Origin of the sequence: Pedococcus aerophilus (genome assembly GCF_039532215.1) — a bacterium.
Lineage (GTDB): Bacteria > Actinomycetota > Actinomycetes > Actinomycetales > Dermatophilaceae > Pedococcus > Pedococcus aerophilus.
Window position 1 is genome coordinate 2,240,987 of record NZ_BAAARN010000001.1, and the last position, 17,775, is coordinate 2,258,761.

The window sequence follows — 17,775 nt, forward strand, 5'->3', positions numbered from 1 at the left end:
TGACCTTCGCCGTCAGCGGTGGGATGACGTCGTAGTTGATCAGCAGCAGACGCGGCGAATCATGCTGTGCTGCAACTGCTTTCAGCGGTCCACAGAGGAACGATCCGGGCACGCGAGAGGCCCCCCGTCAGGAGCCGGGGGGCCTCGGTCACGTCACGGCGCGGCAGCCGTGGGGTCTCAGAACGCGCCGCTCGTCCCTGACCCCGGACCGGTCGCCGGCGTGGTGAACGCCGAGTTCGCCCCGGGTTGCCAGGCGTCGGCGGTGTCCGGGAAGTTGGCCTCCTGGCGCTTGATGCACTTCCACTCGATCGCCGTGGCCGGCGGCAGTCCGGAGACCGTGCCGGTCCACGTCGGGTAGCTCGACGCGGTGAGCTTGACCGCGCTGGCCACGGACCAGGCACCGAGCTGCGGTGCGCTGCCGACGGCATACACGGACTGCCCAGCGGTGGTGGTCCCGTTGGTGCAGGTGAACGTCTGGGTGACCACGGCCTGCCCGAGGGTGAAGGCGAACGTCTTCGCGGAGGTGACCGCGAGGGACGCGGACTTCGCCACGACGAGGTTGCCACCGGCGTTGTACCAACCACTGCCGGCCGCGTCGAACGCCGCCTTGTTCGCCAGCTGCGGCAGGGCGCTGCCGTTGAGCGTGACGCCCGAGGCCTGCGTGTCGGTGACCAGCTCGACGACGTTGGCCCGGCTGGTCGGGGCGCCCGGGTAGGTGCCCGAGGACGCGGCGACCGTGACCGTTGCGGTGTTGCCGCTGCGGCTCTGGCTGAGCAGCGTGGTCCGCTTGGCGCCGGTCTGGTACCCCGTCGAGGTGCCGTCGTCCTCCGCCAGGTTGAACGAGCTGGCCGTGGGGTCGGAGTAGACCCGTGCCATGAGCTCACCCCGGGTCGAGCCGTCGGTCCGCTTGCCGACCGCGTTCATCGTCTTGTCGTCGACGAACATCTTGGGCAGGATCGCCCCGGCCCTGGCGTAGGCAGGGAGCTGGAAGGCCCCGTTGACCCACAGCGGCACGTCGTTGACCCATTGGCCGGTGCTGACCGTCTTCTGGTTGGTCCGGTAGTCGAACCACGTACCGGCCGGCAGGTACATGTTGCGCTTGCGCTCACCGGCACCGGCGACGACCCCGACGAGCAGGTCCTTGCCGATCATCTTCTGGTGCGCCATCTCGCGGACGTTGGGGTCGTTCTGGAAGTAGTAGACCAACGGCGGGACGAGCGGCTCGCCCGTGGTGTTGGCCCGGTGCGCGAGCGAGTAGTAGTAGGGCGTGAGCTCGTAGCGCTGGCGGATGTTGGCCAGGTTGCTGGCGACGTCGCCGATCTGGTTCGGCGCCGTCTTGGCGCAGTTGCAGAGGTTCTCGGTGTGCGGGCGCACCGGCACGTCGAACCACGAGGAGTTGGCGAACCACTGCGTGTAGAGCTCGTTCAGGTCGGAGTTGAGCATCTCCCGGCGGAAGCCGCCGATGTCCGAGCCGAAGTAGTCGATGCCCGACATCGACATGTGCATCTGCACGTTCTGCTGCTGCGCGAGGGCGGTGAGCTTGCTGCCGATGTCACCGGACCACATCGCGGTGCCGGTGCGCTGGATGCCTGCGGCGCCGGAGCGCGCGAGCATGAACGGGCGCTGGGTGCTGCCTGCGTCGGCATACCCCTTGGCGACACTGGCGGCCCACCGCAGGTTGTACATGTTGTGGTAGTCCGCGTGGGCGTTCTTGCCCGGCAGCACGCCGGCGACCCAGTCGTTGGCGTCGTACATCTCGGGCTCGCCGAGGTCCAGCCAGTGGCCGGTCACGCCAGCGTTGACGAGCGGCTGGCGCTTCTGGGTGTGCCAGTAGGAGCCGGCGGCCGGCTGGGTCCAGTCGATCATCCCGCCGCGACCCCACCAGTCGTTGCTCGTGAGGTAGACGGGCGCGCACGTGGAGCAGCCGGACCGCACGAGGTAGCCGCGGCCCGCGAGGTCGGTGTGCTCGGCCAGGCCCTTCCCGACGTAGGACTCCTCGATCGGGATGACGCCGACGCCGTCGGTCGAGGCGAGGCTGGCGATCTTGCTCGTGGCGTTCGGGAAGTTGGTGCCGTCGAAGGCGAGCGTGCCCATCTTGGTGTTGTCCGACCCGGCGGTCACCCCGCCGAACCAGTTGACGTCGAGCATCATCCCGTCGAGCGGGAACTTCGACGCCCGCAGGCTCGCGAGGGTGCTGTCGAGCTCGGCCCAGTTGTCGTACCCGAACTCGGAGTTCCACAGGCCGAAGACCTTTTTCGGCGGCACCGGCGGCCGACCGGTGAGCTCCATGTAGTCCTGCCGCAGGTCGGGCAGGTCAGGACCACTCATGACGTACCAGCGCAGCTGGTCGCCGAACGTGTCCACGGTCCACGGGTCACCCGTCAGGTCCCACTGCTGCTTGTAGACCTGGTCCAGGAGCATCCCGTAGTTGGCGTAGTTGGCACCGACCGCGAAGAGCACCGGGATCTGGGTGTTGCCCACCGGGCCGTTGTCGGTGTCGTAGACCATCGCGTTGCCGTAGTTGCCGCCCGGGGTGCGGGTCCGGCCGACGAGGTCGCCGTCGGCGCTGCCGCCGAGGTAGAACTGCTCGCCCAGGCCGTAGGCGTTCTGCATCGACGACTTCGTGATCGACAGGCCCTTCCACGCCTGGGCCAGGTTGCGCGGGCAGGTCGTGTTGAGCAGGAGCGACGGCGAGCGCGTCGTGTCGTACGTCGTTGCGCAGAGGGTGGACGTGTTGACGACGACCTGGAGGCCGGGCGTCGTCAGGGTGCCGCCGTTCTGGCTCAGGCTGGTCGGCCCGGGGTAGTTGCGCTTGGACACCTGCTCGGTGGCGAACAGGTCCGACCCCGTGCCCGGACCTGAGCCGGCACCGAGCTCGAAGTGGACCAGGTCGTTGTCGAGGAACTCCACCACGAGGTAGTTGCCCCCCGCCTGGAACTGCACCCGCTGGACCGCGGCCTGGGCCGCCGGCGAACCAGCCAGCACCATGCCGCTCGTGGCGACGAGGGCGGCGACACCGAGGCCGAGCCGCCGCTTGAGGGTTGTCGAGATCGTCACGGCCGCGCCACCACCAGGTTGTCGTAGTTGATGCCGGTGGCGTTGCCGCTGGCGTAGGAGAGCTTCACCGTGCGCTTGCCGGCCGTGAGGCTGGTGCTGAGCGTGGCCGTGCCCCAGGTGTCCCAGTTGGCCGTCGGCGGCAGCGTGAGCGTGCCCACCGTGACCCCGTCGACCTGGACCGTGCGGGTCGCGGACGTGCCGGACCCGTTGGAGTAGCGGAACTTCAGGGCGTGCGTGCCGGCGACCGCGACGGACACGTCTGACGTCACCGAGTCACCGACCGTCTCGAAGCCGTCGACGAAACCGGTGCCGGTGTACCCGGTGTGGTCGGTGTTCGTCGTCGTGCCGGTCGCCGTGCCGAACTCGGCCTCGTACCCCGCCTTGTCGACGCCGCTGAGGACGACCGAGCGGGCGCTGGCGCTGCTGGCGAGCTTGACGTGGGTCAGCTGCTGCACCGGGTCCCAGTAGTAGCCGGTGGTGGCTGCCGCGAGGGCGCTGATGCTGGAGTACGCCGTCAGTGCGGTTCCGGCCGCGGTCACCCCGGTGGGGGCGGTGCTCGAGACCTGAAGCGTGCTCTTGGTCGTCAGCGCCGGGACGCTGACGGTGGCCTGGTGCGCTGCCCAGTTCTCGGTCGACGTGATGGTCCGCTTCAGGCCGGCGGCGTCGTCGGAGTAGTCGTAGGACGACGTGCCGGACGGGTAGACCCGGAACACGAGGTTCGAGTACGACGAGACGCTGTTGCCGATCGTGCCGCCGAGCTCGTAGTTCGCGTTGAGGTTGAGCGGGATGATCGCGCCCGCCTTGGCGAACACCGGGATCGAGTCCGTGCCAGCGTTGTAGGTCTTCGTCCCGGCACCGATGGCGCGGCCACCGTTCCAGAAGTCGTACCACTCGCCTGCCGGGAGGTAGACGCTCTTGGACGTCGCACCCTGCGTGGTGATCGGCGCGACGAGGAGCTGCCGGCCGAACATGTACTGCTGGTCCTGTGCCCCGGCCGTGGCGTCCGCCGGGTACTGGATGCCCATGGCCTGCATCATCGGCAGCCCAGTGTCCGCGGCCTGCTTGGCCTCGGTGTAGAGGTACGGCACGAGGTTCATGCGGACGTTGGCGAACTTCTTGAAGGTCGGGAGCACCGAGGTGTCACCGGTGCGCGCCTGGACGTTCCACGGGGTGCGCGCCTCGGACGTCGAGGGGTTCGACTTCTCCGAGTGGTACTGCATGATCGGCGAGAACGTCGCCTGGGCCGCGGAGCGCAGGTACAGCTCGCTCGACGGGAACGTGCCGGTGAACCCGGCCATGTCCCACGCCCAGAACGGGATGCCCGACTGGCCCGAGGAGATGCCGGCCTTGACGGCCTGCTGGAACGCCGAGAACGTCGACGCCTGGTCGCCGGCCCAGAAGATCGAGTTCGCCTGGGCGCCCGAGGTGCCGGCGCGGCTGAACAGCGCGCCCGTGCCACCGGTCTTCGTCTGGACGAAGTTCGAGTAGGCCCGGGTGTACTCGTTCGGGTAGGCGTTGTGCATCTCGTCGCCCTTGCGGCCGTCGCTGACGGTGAGGTTGCGCCCGAAGAGCGCCTCGCTGCCATCGGTCTTGAGGCCGTCGATGCCGATGTCGTCGAACAGGTAGGACCGCTTGCTCATCCACCAGTTCGTTGCGGCGGTGTTCGTGAAGTCGGGGACCGTGCTGTCCCCGAACCACTGGCCCGTGGGGATCCGGTACGGCGCCCCCGAACCGTCGCCGACGAGATAACCCTGCGCGGCGGCATACGAACGGTCGTTGAGGTGCTGCTGCGGCGCGGTGGCGGGGTTGGTGTCGAAGTTCTCCTTGAGCACCGGGATCTGCCAGAGCACCATCTTGATGCCCTGGTTGTGGGCGGCGGTGACCATCGCCTTCGGGTCGCTCCACGCGCTGCCCGGAGGGAAGGTCAGGTCCGCGTAGGTGAGGGCGCCGCTGCCCGGCTTGGGCGTGTACGTCGCGCCGTGCCACAGGTAGAAGGTGGCCTCGTCGCTCCACTGCTCGAGCACCATCGCGCTGTGCGGTATGCCGGAGCTGGTGACGTTGGCGAGCTCGGCGTTGACCTCGGCCTGGGTGTTCCACTCGTTGGCCGACATCCACAGGCCGAACGCCCACTTCGGCGGCAGCTTCGGGCGGGCGGTCGTCGCGGTGTAGGCGTCGAGGATCTCGGCCGGGGTGCCGGTGAAGAAGTAGTAGTCCATCGTCGACGCCGCGGCCCCGCCGGTGTCGACGGTGAAGCCGGCCATGTCGCTGCGGGTCGTGCCGAGGTTGAACTGGGAGTAGCGGGTGCTGGGGACGTAGATGCCGTAGCCGGCGGAGTTGGTGAAGAACGGCACCGACAGGTAGGTGCGCTTGGTCGGCCCCTGGTCCTGGTACTGGTTGTAGACGTAGTTGTGGACGTCGTTGCCACGCTGGTTGGTCTGGTCGTAGCGCTCGCCGAGACCCTCGATCCGCTCACCGGCGGGGGTCAGCCAGTGGTCCTCGATCTTGGAGACGGTGGTCGAGCCGTCACTGGCCCAGCCGAGGTTGCGGAAGGTCGCGGGGTCGTACTGGCGGGAGATCAGCGTCGTGCCGTCCGCCTTGTAGACCGAGACACGGTAGGGCGTCTTCTGGATCTTCACCTGCATCTTCGACGTCGCCAGGGTGAGGGTGCCGGCGCTGTCGGTGACGGTGTACCCGGTCGTTCCGGTGATGTTGAGCCCGGTGCCCTTCGGGGCGATCTGTACGTGGAACCGGTCGGCGGCCGGGAAGGTGAAGCGCACCTTGGGGGTGAACGAGCCACCCCCGGTGTCGGTCGTCGTGACGTCGACCGACGAGCTGTTGTTCACGTAGCCGGTGACGTTGCCGGTCCCGCTCCACGACGTCGCGGTGAAGCTGTAGGGGCCGACCTGCCTGGCGCCGGCTCCGTCGACGTCGGCGTTGACCCAGTACTGGATCTGGTCACCTCGGGCGAAGGAGCCGAGGGCGATCTTCCAGTAGGAGTTGTTTCCGTTGTTGTAGTCGAAGGCCGCGCCGATGGGGGTCTGGTCGACGCCGTTCTTCTTCCACGTCACCCACACGGTCTGGCCGGGGGAGACCGGCCAGGTCGTCGCCTTGACCACGACGGACTCCCCGGCCATGGGGTCGCGGGGCGCGCGCTCGGTGGGCTGCGCGCCATACAGCTCGTCCGCGCCGTAGGGGCTGTGAAACACCCCGGAGAGGGTGCCGGCGAAGGCGGCCTGCTGCGGGATCACCAGCGCGCCGACCATCGCGAGGATCGCCGCGATCGGCAGGGACCAGCGCAACCGCCGGCGGGAGTGGGTGGGACTCATCGTCGAGCTCCTTCTGGCCGGGGGGAGGCCGGATCCGGGACATCGTCGTCCCTGCACTTAGTTTGGTACTAAATTTAGTGGGGAACTTAGAGGTGCGAATTCTGACGTGTCAAGGCTCTTTGCCAGATACGTACCCAATCGGGCGACGGTAGGTTGGCCGGCGACATCCGGCCCACGACGGGAGACACCGCCATGGCGGAGCGCAAGCCCCAGCTCGACTACTCCGCTCAGATGGCGGCGATGCTCGACGAGGAGAAGCGACGCCAGAAGGCGGCCAAGATCCTCGCGGTGCTGCGCCACGCGCTCGGGCGCCCGGACCTGCGCGGCCTGACCGCGCTCGACGTCGGGTGCTCGGCCGGGTACATCGCGGACGAGCTCGCCGGGGCCGGGGCCACGACCCACGGGATCGACATCGACGAAGGCGGCGTGGCTCGCGCGAAGGAACGGTTCGGTGCCAACGTCACGTTCCACCTCGGCGACGGGGAGCACCTGCCCTTCGAGGACGGCAGCATCGATGTCGTCGTGCTCAACCACATCTACGAGCACGTCGTCGACCCGGCCGCCGTGGTCGCCGAGATCCACCGGGTGCTCTCACCCGACGGCGTCGCCTACTTCGGGCTGGCCAACCGCCTCGGTGTCATCGAGCCGCACCACAGGCTGCCGTTCCTGTCCTGGCTCCCGCCGAGGGGCGGCGACGCGTACGTCCGCCTGACCCGCAAGGGCGACCACTACTACGAGCGGCTGCGCACCCGCCCGTCCCTGAAGAAGCTGCTGCGCGCCTTCGACCTCTGGGACTACACGGTGCCGGTGCTCGCCGATCCCCAGAGGTACAGCGGCGGTGACATCGTCCCCGGGATCGCCGCCCGTCTGCCGCAGGCGTCCTTCCGCGTGCTGATGCCGATCGTCCCGACCTACCTGTGGGTCGGGTTCAAGACGCCGCACACGCCGGCAGGGACCGACGGCGGCACCCCTCCCCGCCGCGTCTGACAGCACTCCGCGCACTCCGCGCACCCCATACCGACCCCGCGCAGCCGACCGACCCCCATATAAACAACGAAGGACCCCCGAAAAGCATGGGGTCCTTCGTTGTTTCTGTGCGCGAGGGGGGACACCGTCGCCTCCGCTTCGCTCCGGCTCCTCCCAAATCCACCTGCTGGTCCAACACAAACAACGAAGGACCCCCGAAAAGCATGGGGGTCCTTCGTTGTTTGTGTGCGCGAGGGGGGATTTGAACCCCCACGCCCTTTCGGACACTGCGACCTGAACGCAGCGCGTCTGCCGTTCCGCCACTCGCGCGCGGTGAACAGTGTGCTGTATCGGCACCCGGAACTCCAAACCGGCCGCTCGCCCAGCACCACCCACGCCCGACCCGGCGACACTCCGACACGACAAAACGAGGGGTGCACGGCAGAACTCGAGTCGCCAACCGTCGTTTTGCCGTGCAACCGGCGTTTTGCGTGGGGTGGCGGTCGGGTGGCTACCGCCCCACGCGCCCACCAGCGCGACGTGGCACGGCGCGGCGCGGCGCGGTGGGAGCCGGGGCCAGCCGAGCCGGTTACGATCAAGGGCCAGTCAGCGAAGGAGGCCGAGCGGTGGGACTGTTCGACCGGGTCGAGCAACGCCTCGAGCGTGCCGTCAACGGTGCCTTTGCGCGCGCCTTCAAGTCGGAGGTGCAGCCTGTCGAGATCGCCAGCGCGATCCGCCGGGCCATGGACGACCGCGCCGCGATCCTCGGCCCCGGCCGCACGATCGTGCCGAACCTCTACACCGTCGAGCTCTCCGACACCGACTACGACCGCCTCGGCGGGTACGACGAGGAGCTCGAGAACGAGCTGATCGCCGCCGCCCAGGAGCACGCGGAGTCCCAGCGCTACCAGCCCGGCGGCCCGCTCCAGGTGAGCTTCGCCAGCTCGAACGACCTCGAGACGGGCGTCTTCCGCCTGCGCACCTCCACCGCCCGCCGCCCCGGTGACGCCCCCGGCCGCCGCAGGAGCGGGTATGGCGCCGAGCCGGCTCCCAGCCCCTCCCCCCGTTCCGGCGGAGTGGGAGCCACAGGCGCAGGAGCCGCGGCCGGTGCCGCAGCAGCAGCCAACCCGCCTGCGCACGCCGCCCGCCCCGCTGACCGCCCCGAGCGGCAGGTCGCCGACGACGGGCTCGAGGCCACCCAGGCCCAGGTGCCGGTCGCTCCGCCGGCACCCCCGCGTCGGGTCAACCCGGCCGACCGACCGTGGCTCGATGTCGACGGCGAGCGCTACCCGCTGATGGGGGCGATCACCGTGCTCGGCCGTGACGACGCCGCCGACATCATCCTCGACGACCCCGGCATCTCCCGGCGGCACAGCGAGATCCGCGTGACCAACGACGGACCGCACCTCGTCGCCAGCATCCGTGACCTCGGCTCGACGAACGGCACGTTCGTCAACAGCGAGCGCATCTCCAGCCAGCGCCTGTCCGACGGGGACCGGATCACGGTGGGCCGCACCTCCGTCGTCTACCGCGCCGGGCGGCGGTGACGTGGACGCATGAGTGAACTCACCCTGACGATCATCCGCCTCGGTCTGCTCGTCCTCCTGTGGATCTTCGTGTTCAGCGTGGTCGGCGTCCTGCGCGGCGACATCTACGGCACCCGCGTCGTCAGCCGCACCCCGCGCAAGCCTGCACCGGCCAAGCGCCAGCCCGCGGCCCGCGCCACGCCGGCCCCAGAGGCGGAACCGGCAGCGAAGTCGAAGACCCCGCGCCGCCAGCAGTCGTCGACCCCGCGCACCCTCGTCGTGACCCAGGGCGCCCTCACGGGGACGAGCCTCCCGCTGCGCGAGTCCGGAACGGTCATCGGCCGCAACCCTGAGTGCGCCCTCGTGCTCGACGACGACTTCGCCAGCGGCCGGCACGCCAAGATCTTCCACCGCGACGGTGCGTGGTTCGTCGAGGACCTCGGCTCCACCAACGGCACCTTCCTCGGCGCCGAGCGCCTCACCGGTCCCGTCCGGGTCGAGGTCGGCACGACCCTGCGCATCGGCAAGACCGTCATCGAGCTGCGGAAGTAGGACGCGACCAGATGCCCTTCGCGTTCAGCTACGCCGCACGTTCCGACGTCGGGATGGTGCGTTCGGAGAACCAGGATTCCGGCTACGCCGGCCCGCGCCTGCTGGCGATGGCCGACGGCATGGGTGGCCACGCCGGCGGTGACATCGCCTCGTCCGTCGTCATCGGCGCGCTCGCCGACCTGGACGACGAGGCGCTGGGGAGCGCGGAGGCCAGCAAGGCCCTGCTCCAGCGGATCACGTCGGCCAACGACGAGCTCGCCGAGATGGTGAAGTCCGACCCGAGCCTGCACGGCATGGGCACCACCCTCATCGCGATCCTGCGCTCGAACAACAAGCTCGTGCTGGCGCACATCGGCGACTCGCGGGCGTTCCTCGCCCGTGACGGGCAGCTCACCCAGATCACCAAGGACCACTCCTTCGTCCAGTCGCTCGTCGACGAGGGCCGGATCACCGCGGACGAGGCGATCGGCCACCCGCAGCGGTCGCTCGTCACCCGCGTCCTCACCGGCCAGGTCGACGACGAACCGGACATGACGGTGCGCGAGGCCCGGATGGGCGACCGCTACCTCATCGCCTCCGACGGGCTCACCGACTACGTCGCCGGCGACACCATCGCCGACATCGTCACCGCCGGCGAGGCCCCGGGGCCCACCGCCGACCGGCTCGTCGACCTCGCCCTCAAGGCAGGTGCCCCGGACAACGTCACCATCGTCATCGGGGACGTCGTCGACCTGACCAAGGTCGACGCCCCGCCCACGCAGCCGCAGATCGTCGGCGCCGCCTCCACCCGCACCAAGAGCACCCGCGCCATACCCGTCACGCCGGCGGCCAAGGCCGCAGCGCTCACCCGCGAGGCCACAGGCGGGGACGACGACGAGGTGACCCTCGCCGAGGAGGGGCCGGTCGGCCCAGGGCGGTGGTTCCGCCGCGCCGCGGTCCTCGCCGTCATCCTCGTGGTCCTCGGGGGAGGCGCGTATGCCGCGTACGACTGGTCGCAGGGCCAGTACTTCGTGGGAGCGCACGACGGGAAGGTCGCCATCTTCCAGGGTGTCTCCCAGGACCTCGGGCCGATCGCGCTGTCCCACGTCGAGGAGCCGTCCGACGTGCTGGTGAGCAACCTGCCCGACTTCTACCGTGCCAAGGTGCAGGCCTCCATCTCCAAGGACACCCTCGAGGACGCCGAGGCCCTCGTCGAGGAGCTGCGCATCGAGGCGTCCAAGTGCGCGGTGAGCCGTGCTACCGGTGGCGCCTGCTCCACCGACGAGCTCACGCCGACCCCGGGCTCGACCACGAGCCCCAGCAGCACGACCACCACCCCGTCCACCACGACGACCTCGTCGACGACGACCGGTACCCCGTCGACGACCACCCGTTGAGCGCGCCATGACGACCGTCTCGAGCTTCGCTCCACGCACCCGCCGCAACGTCGAGCTGGCGTTGCTGCTGCTCGCCGTCGGCATCGTCGTGCTGGCCTACGTCAACGTCGGCCTGTCCGTCGCCGGCGAGTTCCCGCCCGGGCTGATCACCCACGGCACCGGGCTGCTCGTCATCTCGCTGGCCTTCCACCTGCTGCTGCGCTGGAAGGCGTCCTACGCCGACCCGCTGCTGCTGCCGATCGTCACCCTGCTCAACGGCCTGGGCCTGGTGATGATCCACCGCCTCGACATCGCCGAGGGCCGTGACATCAGCGAGGGCCTGGCGCTGCGCCAGCTCACGTGGAGCGCCCTGGCCGTCGCGATCGCCGCCGTGGTGCTGTGGTTCCTGCGCGACCACCGCACGCTGCGCCGCTACACGTTCACCGCGGCCGTGGTCGGGTTCGGGCTGCTGGTCCTGCCGCTGCTGCCCGGCATCGGCCGCACCGTCAACGGCTCGCGGATCTGGATCGGCCTGGGGCCGTTCACGTTCCAGCCCGGTGAGATCGCCAAGATCGTGCTCGCGATCTTCTTCGCGGGCTACCTCGTGCAGACCCGTGACGCCCTGTCGCTGGCCGGCCGCAAGGTCCTCGGGTTCACCTTCCCGCGCGGTCGCGACCTCGGCCCGATCCTCGTCGCCTGGATCCTCAGCCTGCTCGTCCTCGTCTTCGAGAAAGACCTCGGCTCGTCGCTGCTGCTGTTCGGCCTGTTCGTCGCGATGCTCTACGTCGCCACCGAGCGGGTGTCCTGGATCGCCATCGGCCTGGCCCTGTTCTGCGGTGGCGCCTACCTCGCCTTCCTGCTCTTCTCCCACGTCCAGGCCCGCGTCAACCTCTGGCTCGACCCGTTCGCGAGCGGCCAGTCCGACCAGGTCGCCAAGGGGCTCATGGGTATGGCGGCCGGTGGCCTCCTCGGCACCGGCCTGGGTCGCGGTCGCCCCGACCTGACCTACTTCGCCGAGTCCGACTTCATCATCCCCAGCTTCGGCGAGGAGATCGGGCTGATCGGCCTGTTCGCCCTCCTCATGCTCTACGTCCTGCTCGTCGAGCGTGGCCTGCGCACGGCGCTCGGCGTGCGCGACGGGTTCGGCAAGCTGCTCGCCGGGGGCCTGGCGTTCTCGGTGGCCCTGCAGTGCTTCGTCGTCGTCGGTGGCGTCACCCGCGTCATCCCGCTCACCGGCCTGACGATGCCGTTCCTGTCCTACGGAGGCTCGTCCCTGCTGGCCAACTGGTCCCTGGTGGCCCTCCTCCTGCGCATCAGCGACCAGGCCCGCCGGCCGATCACCGAGATCCCCATCGGGCCGTCCCCCGCCGGTGAGGCCAAGACCGAGGTGGTGGCCGTCCGATGAACGCCCCCCTCCGTCGACTCTCCATGGTGGTGGCGCTGCTGTTCAGCGCCCTGCTGGTCTCATCGACGTTCATCCAGTTCGTGCAGGCGAAGTCGCTGCAGGAGCGGCCCGAGAACCGCCGCACGCTGCTGGCCAACTACGCCCGCGAGCGCGGCCAGATCCTCGTCGGGGGCACCCCCGTCGCCAAGTCCGTCGCCTCCGACGACGAGCTGAAGTGGTTGCGCACCTACCCCAAGGGCGAGCTCTACGCCCACCTCACCGGCTACTACTCCTTCACGTATGGCGCGGGGGGCGGCATCGAGGGCGCGGAGAACGCACTGCTCTCCGGCTCCTCCGACAAGCTGTTCTACCGTCGCGTCAGCGACATCCTGACCGGCAAGGACCAGACCGGGGCGAGCCTCGAGCTGACCATCAACGCCAAGGCGCAGGCCGCGGCGGAGAAGGCGCTCGGCGACCAGCGCGGAGCGGTGGTCGCCCTGGACCCCAGCACCGGTGAGGTGCTCGCGCTGGTCAGCCACCCGTCATACGACCCCTCGGTCCTGAGCAGCCACGACACCGACGCCGTCGTCAAGGCGTGGAAGGACCTCAACGCCGACCCGACCCGGCCGATGGTCGACCGCGCCATCGCCGGCAACCTCTACCCGCCGGGCTCGACGTTCAAGATCGTCACGTCGGCCGCGGCCCTGGAGTCCGGCAAGTTCACCGAGGAGTCGCAGATCCCCGGCCCAGCCACCCTGGACCTGCCGCAGACGTCGGACCCGCTGCCCAACGACGACCGCCAGCCGTGCGGGCCGGACAACAAGGTCACCCTCAAGCGCGCTCTCGAGATCTCGTGCAACACGGCGTTCGGCTGGCTCGGCATGGAGCTCGGCGCCGACGACTTCCGTTCGCAGGCGGCCAAGTTCGGCATCGGCGACCGGTTGACCATCCCGATGACGGTCACTCCCAGCAGCGTCCCGGCCGAGCTCAACGAGCCGCAGCTGGCGCAGTCGGCGATCGGCCAGTACGACGTTCGGGTCACCCCACTCCAGGTCGCGATGATCTCCGCCGCCGTGGCCAACCGCGGCATCGTCATGAAGCCGCACCTCGTCAAGAAGGTGACGTCCTCCGACCTCGAGGTCCTCGACGAGCCGCCGCCGGAGCAGCTCTCGCAGGCGGTCACCCCCGACACCGCGAGCGCCCTGACCCGGATGATGCAGGGCGTCGTCGAGGACGGCACCGGCACCGCCGCGCAGATCGACGGCGTCGACGTGGCCGGCAAGACCGGCACCGCCCAGCACGAGATCGGCAAGCCGCCGCACGCGTGGTTCACCGGGTTCGCCCCCGCCGTCGACTCCAAGGTCGCGGTGGCGGTCGTCGTCGAGGACGGCGGCAACGCGGGCAACGAGGCCGCCGGTGGCCGGGTCGCGGCCCCCATCGCCAAGGCCGTCATGCAGGCGGTGCTCGGCAAGTGACCCCGACCCAGGGCGACGTGCTCGCCGACCGGTACCGCCTCGAGGAGTCCATCGCCATGGGCGGCATGGGCGAGGTCTGGCGCGCCCACGACGTGACCCTCGACCGTGACGTCGCCGTCAAGGTGCTGCGCACCGACAGCGCCCAGGACGACGCGTTCGCGGAGCGCTTCCGGGCCGAGGCCCGCCACTCCGGCGGCCTGAGCCACCCCAACATCGGCACGGTCCATGACTTCGGCGAGGACCACGGCACGGCCTACCTCGTCATGGAGCTGCTCGTCGGCGAACCCCTCTCGGCCCTGATCAAGGACCGCGCCCCGATGCCCCAGCCGGAGGTCCGCGACATCCTGGTCCAGGCGGCGCTGGCGCTCCAGGCCGCCCACGACGCCGGGGTGGTCCACCGTGACGTGAAGCCGGCCAACATCGTCGTCGACCCAGACGGGTACGCCAAGCTCACCGACTTCGGGATCGCCCGGGCGCTCAGCGAGGCGCCGATGACCCAGACCGGCGAGGTGCTCGGCACCCCCCACTACCTCGCGCCCGAGCAGGCTGCCGGCAAGCCCGCCGGCCCGCTGAGCGACGTCTACGCCCTCGCGGTCGTCGGCTACGAGATGCTCACGGGGCGACGCCCGTTCAACGGCGAGTCCATGGTCACCACCGCGCTGGCCCACCTCAGCCAGCCCGCGCCCCAGCTCTCCGACGAGGTCGAGGAGCCGCTGCGCACCACGGTCATGGCCGCGCTGGCCAAGGACCCCTCGCACCGTCCGTCGAGCGCGGCCGAGTTCGCGGCAGCCCTGCAGCTCCCCTCCGGCGAGGTGCCCGAGCACCTGCGGGCCGGTGCCGCCTCAGCAGTCACCCCCGTCATCGCCGGGGCCCCGGAGGGCCTCAGTGGCGACGACACCCTCCCGACCTCGGTCTTCCTCGCCCCCGGCCCGGTGGACGCCTCGTCCTCCCCGGACTCCGGGGGTGACGACGCAGCCGTCCACGACACGCGTCGTCCCGCGTGGGCCCTCCCCGTCGCAGCCGGTGCCGCCGTGCTGCTCGCCGTCGCCCTGATCGTGTCGATGACGACCCGAAGCCCGGCCAGCACCAGCCCCGCCCCGTCGGTGACGCCGCCGGCCGCCGTGACGACCACCCCGAAGACCACGACCAGCCCTTCCACGACGCCCGCCACCTCGTCCACGGCCACGCGGTCCACGAGTTCGTCCTCGGCTCCCGCGTCGAGCAGTCCCAAGGTCGCGTCCAGCGCCCCCGCCCCCGCCGCCCCGGCCCAGCCCGCCGCCGGTCCGGCTCACCCGGGCAAGGCCAAGGGTGACGGCAAGGGCAAGGGGGGCAAGAAGCCGTGAGCGCACCACAGCTCCTCGGGGGCCGCTACGAGGTGGGCGAGCTGCTCGGGCGCGGAGGTATGGCGGAGGTCCACCTCGGCCACGACGCCCGCCTGTCGCGGCCGGTGGCCATCAAGCTGCTGAGGTCCGACCTCGCGCGCGACACCTCGTTCCTCAACCGGTTCCGCCGCGAGGCCCAGTCGGCCGCGGGGCTCAACCACGCGAGCATCGTCGCGGTCTACGACTCCGGCGAGGACCGCCTCGTCGAGTCCGGTGGCGCCACCGTCCCCGTGCCGTACATCGTCATGGAGTACGTCGAGGGCCAGACGCTGCGCGAGCTGCTGAACGACCGCACCCGGCTCGAACCCGCCGAGGCGGCCCGGATCACCGAGGGCGTCCTCGACGCGCTGGCCTACAGCCACCGCATGGGCATCGTGCACCGCGACATCAAGCCCGCCAACGTGATGATCGGCGCCCGGGGCGACATCAAGGTCATGGACTTCGGCATCGCCCGCGCCGTCGCCGACGCCAACGCCACGATGACCCAGACCCAGGCCGTCATCGGCACGGCGCAGTACCTCTCGCCCGAGCAGGCCCAGGGCCACCACGTCGACGCGCGCTCCGACCTCTACTCCACCGGTTGCCTGCTCTTCGAGCTGCTCACCGGCCGGCCCCCGTTCCAGGCCGACTCGCCCGTCGCGATCGCCTACCAGCACGTGGGGCAGCCGCCGCCGCGACCGTCCACGCTCAACCCCTCGGTCAGCCCGGCCCTGGACGCCGTGGTCCTGCACTCCCTGGCCAAGGACCGTGAGGCCCGCTACCAGGACGCCACCGCCTTCCGCATCGACCTCCAGGCCGCCCGCCTCGGTCGTCCCATCAGCGACGCGGCCCGGGGCACGGCCGGTACGGCGCCGGAGGCCACCGTGGCGATCGGCGCCCTCGGGGCGGCCGCCGCCGCGACGACCGTGCTCCCCTCCGGTGCGTCCGTCGCCGGTGGCCCGGGAGACCCCCGCGCCGGCAACACCGCGAGCCTGCCCGCGATCGGGCACGACCCGGACGACGAACCCCGACGACGCCGGGGGCTGGCCTACGCGCTGCTCGTGCTGGCTGTCGTGGGCGCCCTCGTGCTGCTCGCGCTGGCCGGCAAGTCCTACCTCGACCGCCCACCGGAGACCCCGGCCCAGGTCGCCGTCCCGTCGGTGGTCGACAAGCCGGTCGAGACCGCCGAGGCCGAGATCAGGGCTGCGGGCCTGGTCCCGGAGTCGACCCAGGTGGCCAGCACCAAGGAGGTCGGCGACGTCGTCGAGCAGAGCCCGGGCGGAGGCGAGATGGCCGAGCGCAACTCGCGCGTCCAGCTCAGCATCTCGGCCGGTCCGGACACCGTCGACCTGCCCGACCTCAAGGACTACAGCCAGGACGAGGCGCGCACCGCCCTGGGCAATCTCAACCTCAAGGTCGGGCCGATCACGCCCGTGGACGACTCGGGCCTCGACAAGGGCCAGGTCGTCTCCACCACCCCCGGGGCCGGGGAGTCCGTGCCGGTCGGCAGCGAGGTCAGCCTGACCGTCTCCTCCGGGAAGATCACCGCGCCCGACGTCGTCGGCAAGTCGCGCAGCGAGGCGGCCCAGATCCTCGGAGACCTGGGCTTCCGCATCAAGACCGAGTACGTCGAGAGCTCGGAGACCGAGGACTCGGTCACCAAGCAGAGCATCAAGGAGGGGCAGAAGGTCGACGACGGCACCCAGATCGTCCTCACCGTCGCCCAGCCGCCGCGGCCCACCCAGACCACGACCGCCCCTCCCACCACCACGACGACCACGGCTCCGCCGACCACCACGACGGGCACCACGGCCCCGACCACCCCGCCGAGCGAGACCGCCACGGCGACGGCGACCCCGCCGGCACCGGTCCAGACCCCCTGACCTGCTGGGCCGCAGGCGCCTCGTCAGGAGGCGGCGACCGCCCGGGCCACGCCCTCGGCGTCCCGCACCAGCGGGCTGAGCCCGGCCGAGCGCTCCACCGCATCGGCGAGTCCGCAGACGCTCAGCCAGTTGGCCAGGATCCGGTGCCCACCCTCGGTGAGCACGCTCTCGGGGTGGAACTGCACCCCGTGCAGCGGCAGGTCCCTGTGACGGACGGCCATGATGATGCCCGACTCGGTGTGGCCGTTCGCCAGCAAGGAGCCCGGCAGGGTCGGGGGGTCGATCGTCAGCGAGTGGTAGCGCGTGGCCGTGAAGGGGCTGCCGAGCCCTTCGAGGACACCGGTGTCGTCGTGCAGCACGCGGGAGGTCTTGCCGTGGAGCAGCTCGGGGGCCCGCCCCACGGTCGCCCCGCTGACCACCCCGAGGGCCTGGTGGCCCAGGCACACCCCGAGCATCGGCTGGGCGCGCTCCGCGCAGGCCTCGATCATCGCCATCGACACGCCGGCCTGCTCCGGCGTACCGGGGCCGGGCGAGACGAGCACACCGTCGAAGTCGGCGCCGTCGGCCGCGCTGACGGCATCGTTGCGCACGACCTCGCAGTCGGCACCGAGCTGCTGGAGGTAGCCGACGATGGTGAAGACGAAGCTGTCGTAGTTGTCGACGACGAGGATGCGGGTCATGAGTGGGCCTCGGGCTGGGGGGCGTGGATCGCGGGGGGACGGCCGGCGGACGGGTCGACCGTGTTGTCGTTGAACGGCATGAGCGGGGCGATGCGGGGGAAGAGCCACAGGAAGCAGAACGCCACCACGGCAAGGGCCAGCACCACCGCGAGCAGCACCCGCACCGGGAAGGGTCCGGGCAGGGCCCGCCAGATCGCTGCGTAGATCATC

General features: G+C 70.5%; 12 protein-coding genes and 1 tRNA gene. 8 read left to right on the forward strand and 5 right to left on the reverse strand.

What is annotated here, in order from left to right:
- Nucleotides 1–177: 177 nt before the first annotated feature.
- Together ABD286_RS10695 and ABD286_RS10700 are read right to left on the reverse strand one after the other, a co-directional pair.
- Nucleotides 178–3,057 (reverse strand): TIM-barrel domain-containing protein, encoded by a 2,880-nt coding sequence (locus ABD286_RS10695; protein ID WP_344192992.1) that lies wholly within the window; start codon nt 3,055–3,057, stop codon nt 178–180.
- Nucleotides 3,054–6,383, reverse strand: a complete 3,330-nt coding sequence (locus ABD286_RS10700) for a TIM-barrel domain-containing protein (RefSeq protein ID WP_344192994.1) — start codon at nt 6,381–6,383, stop codon at nt 3,054–3,056. Before ABD286_RS10700 ends, ABD286_RS10695 begins: the two co-directional genes overlap by 4 nt.
- A gap of 192 nt (nt 6,384–6,575) precedes the next feature.
- Here ABD286_RS10700 and ABD286_RS10705 point away from each other — a divergent pair, with 192 nt between their 5' ends.
- On the forward strand, nt 6,576–7,370 hold the full coding sequence (locus tag ABD286_RS10705; RefSeq protein WP_344192996.1) for a class I SAM-dependent methyltransferase: 795 nt from the start codon (nt 6,576–6,578) through the stop codon (nt 7,368–7,370).
- A 226-nt stretch (nt 7,371–7,596) separates the two neighbouring features.
- Here ABD286_RS10705 and ABD286_RS10710 read toward each other — a convergent pair.
- Nucleotides 7,597–7,679, reverse strand: a tRNA-Leu gene (locus ABD286_RS10710).
- A 296-nt stretch (nt 7,680–7,975) separates the two neighbouring features.
- Here ABD286_RS10710 and ABD286_RS10715 point away from each other — a divergent pair.
- From ABD286_RS10715 to pknB, 7 genes are read left to right on the forward strand one after another with little or no spacing between them, the layout of a single operon-like run.
- On the forward strand, nt 7,976–8,896 hold the full coding sequence (locus ABD286_RS10715) for an FHA domain-containing protein (protein WP_344192998.1): 921 nt from the start codon (nt 7,976–7,978) through the stop codon (nt 8,894–8,896).
- A 9-nt stretch (nt 8,897–8,905) separates the two neighbouring features.
- A complete protein-coding gene (locus tag ABD286_RS10720; RefSeq protein ID WP_344193000.1) occupies nt 8,906–9,427 on the forward strand; it encodes an FHA domain-containing protein FhaB/FipA in 522 nt (173 codons plus the stop codon).
- 11 nt (nt 9,428–9,438) lie between these two features.
- Nucleotides 9,439–10,803 carry a PP2C family protein-serine/threonine phosphatase gene (locus ABD286_RS10725; RefSeq protein ID WP_344193002.1) on the forward strand — a complete coding sequence of 455 codons (1,365 nt, stop codon included), beginning with the start codon at nt 9,439–9,441 and terminating at the stop codon, nt 10,801–10,803.
- 7 nt (nt 10,804–10,810) lie between these two features.
- Nucleotides 10,811–12,187 (forward strand): FtsW/RodA/SpoVE family cell cycle protein, encoded by a 1,377-nt coding sequence (locus ABD286_RS10730; protein ID WP_344193004.1) that lies wholly within the window; start codon nt 10,811–10,813, stop codon nt 12,185–12,187.
- On the forward strand, nt 12,184–13,641 hold the full coding sequence (locus tag ABD286_RS10735; protein ID WP_344193007.1) for a peptidoglycan D,D-transpeptidase FtsI family protein: 1,458 nt from the start codon (nt 12,184–12,186) through the stop codon (nt 13,639–13,641). The genes ABD286_RS10730 and ABD286_RS10735 overlap by 4 nt, the downstream gene beginning before the upstream one ends.
- Complete coding sequence (locus tag ABD286_RS10740) at nt 13,638–14,984, forward strand: serine/threonine-protein kinase (protein ID WP_344193009.1); 1,347 nt, start codon at nt 13,638–13,640, stop codon at nt 14,982–14,984. The genes ABD286_RS10735 and ABD286_RS10740 overlap by 4 nt, the downstream gene beginning before the upstream one ends.
- Nucleotides 14,981–16,885 (forward strand): Stk1 family PASTA domain-containing Ser/Thr kinase, encoded by a 1,905-nt coding sequence (gene pknB, locus ABD286_RS10745; protein ID WP_344193013.1) that lies wholly within the window; start codon nt 14,981–14,983, stop codon nt 16,883–16,885. The genes ABD286_RS10740 and pknB overlap by 4 nt, the downstream gene beginning before the upstream one ends.
- A 23-nt stretch (nt 16,886–16,908) precedes the next feature.
- Here the strand turns inward: pknB and ABD286_RS10750 are convergent, their stop codons facing one another.
- Together ABD286_RS10750 and ABD286_RS10755 are read right to left on the reverse strand one after the other, a co-directional pair.
- Nucleotides 16,909–17,565: an aminodeoxychorismate/anthranilate synthase component II gene (locus tag ABD286_RS10750; protein WP_344193015.1), complete on the reverse strand. Its 657-nt coding sequence runs from the start codon at nt 17,563–17,565 to the stop codon at nt 16,909–16,911.
- On the reverse strand, nt 17,562–17,774 hold the full coding sequence (locus ABD286_RS10755; RefSeq protein WP_344193017.1) for a hypothetical protein: 213 nt from the start codon (nt 17,772–17,774) through the stop codon (nt 17,562–17,564). The genes ABD286_RS10750 and ABD286_RS10755 overlap by 4 nt, the downstream gene beginning before the upstream one ends.
- Between the last annotated feature and the right edge of the window lies 1 nt (nt 17,775).

Coding starts and splice junctions, on each gene's coding strand:
- ABD286_RS10700 (WP_344192994.1), bottom strand. CDS start 6,383: ATGAGTCCCACCCACTCCCGCCGGCGGTTGCGCTGGTCCCTGCCGATC.
- ABD286_RS10705 (WP_344192996.1), top strand. CDS start 6,576: ATGGCGGAGCGCAAGCCCCAGCTCGACTACTCCGCTCAGATGGCGGCG.
- ABD286_RS10720 (WP_344193000.1), top strand. CDS start 8,906: ATGAGTGAACTCACCCTGACGATCATCCGCCTCGGTCTGCTCGTCCTC.
- ABD286_RS10725 (WP_344193002.1), top strand. CDS start 9,439: ATGCCCTTCGCGTTCAGCTACGCCGCACGTTCCGACGTCGGGATGGTG.
- ABD286_RS10730 (WP_344193004.1), top strand. CDS start 10,811: ATGACGACCGTCTCGAGCTTCGCTCCACGCACCCGCCGCAACGTCGAG.
- ABD286_RS10735 (WP_344193007.1), top strand. CDS start 12,184: ATGAACGCCCCCCTCCGTCGACTCTCCATGGTGGTGGCGCTGCTGTTC.
- ABD286_RS10750 (WP_344193015.1), bottom strand. CDS start 17,565: ATGACCCGCATCCTCGTCGTCGACAACTACGACAGCTTCGTCTTCACC.
- ABD286_RS10755 (WP_344193017.1), bottom strand. CDS start 17,774: ATGATCTACGCAGCGATCTGGCGGGCCCTGCCCGGACCCTTCCCGGTG.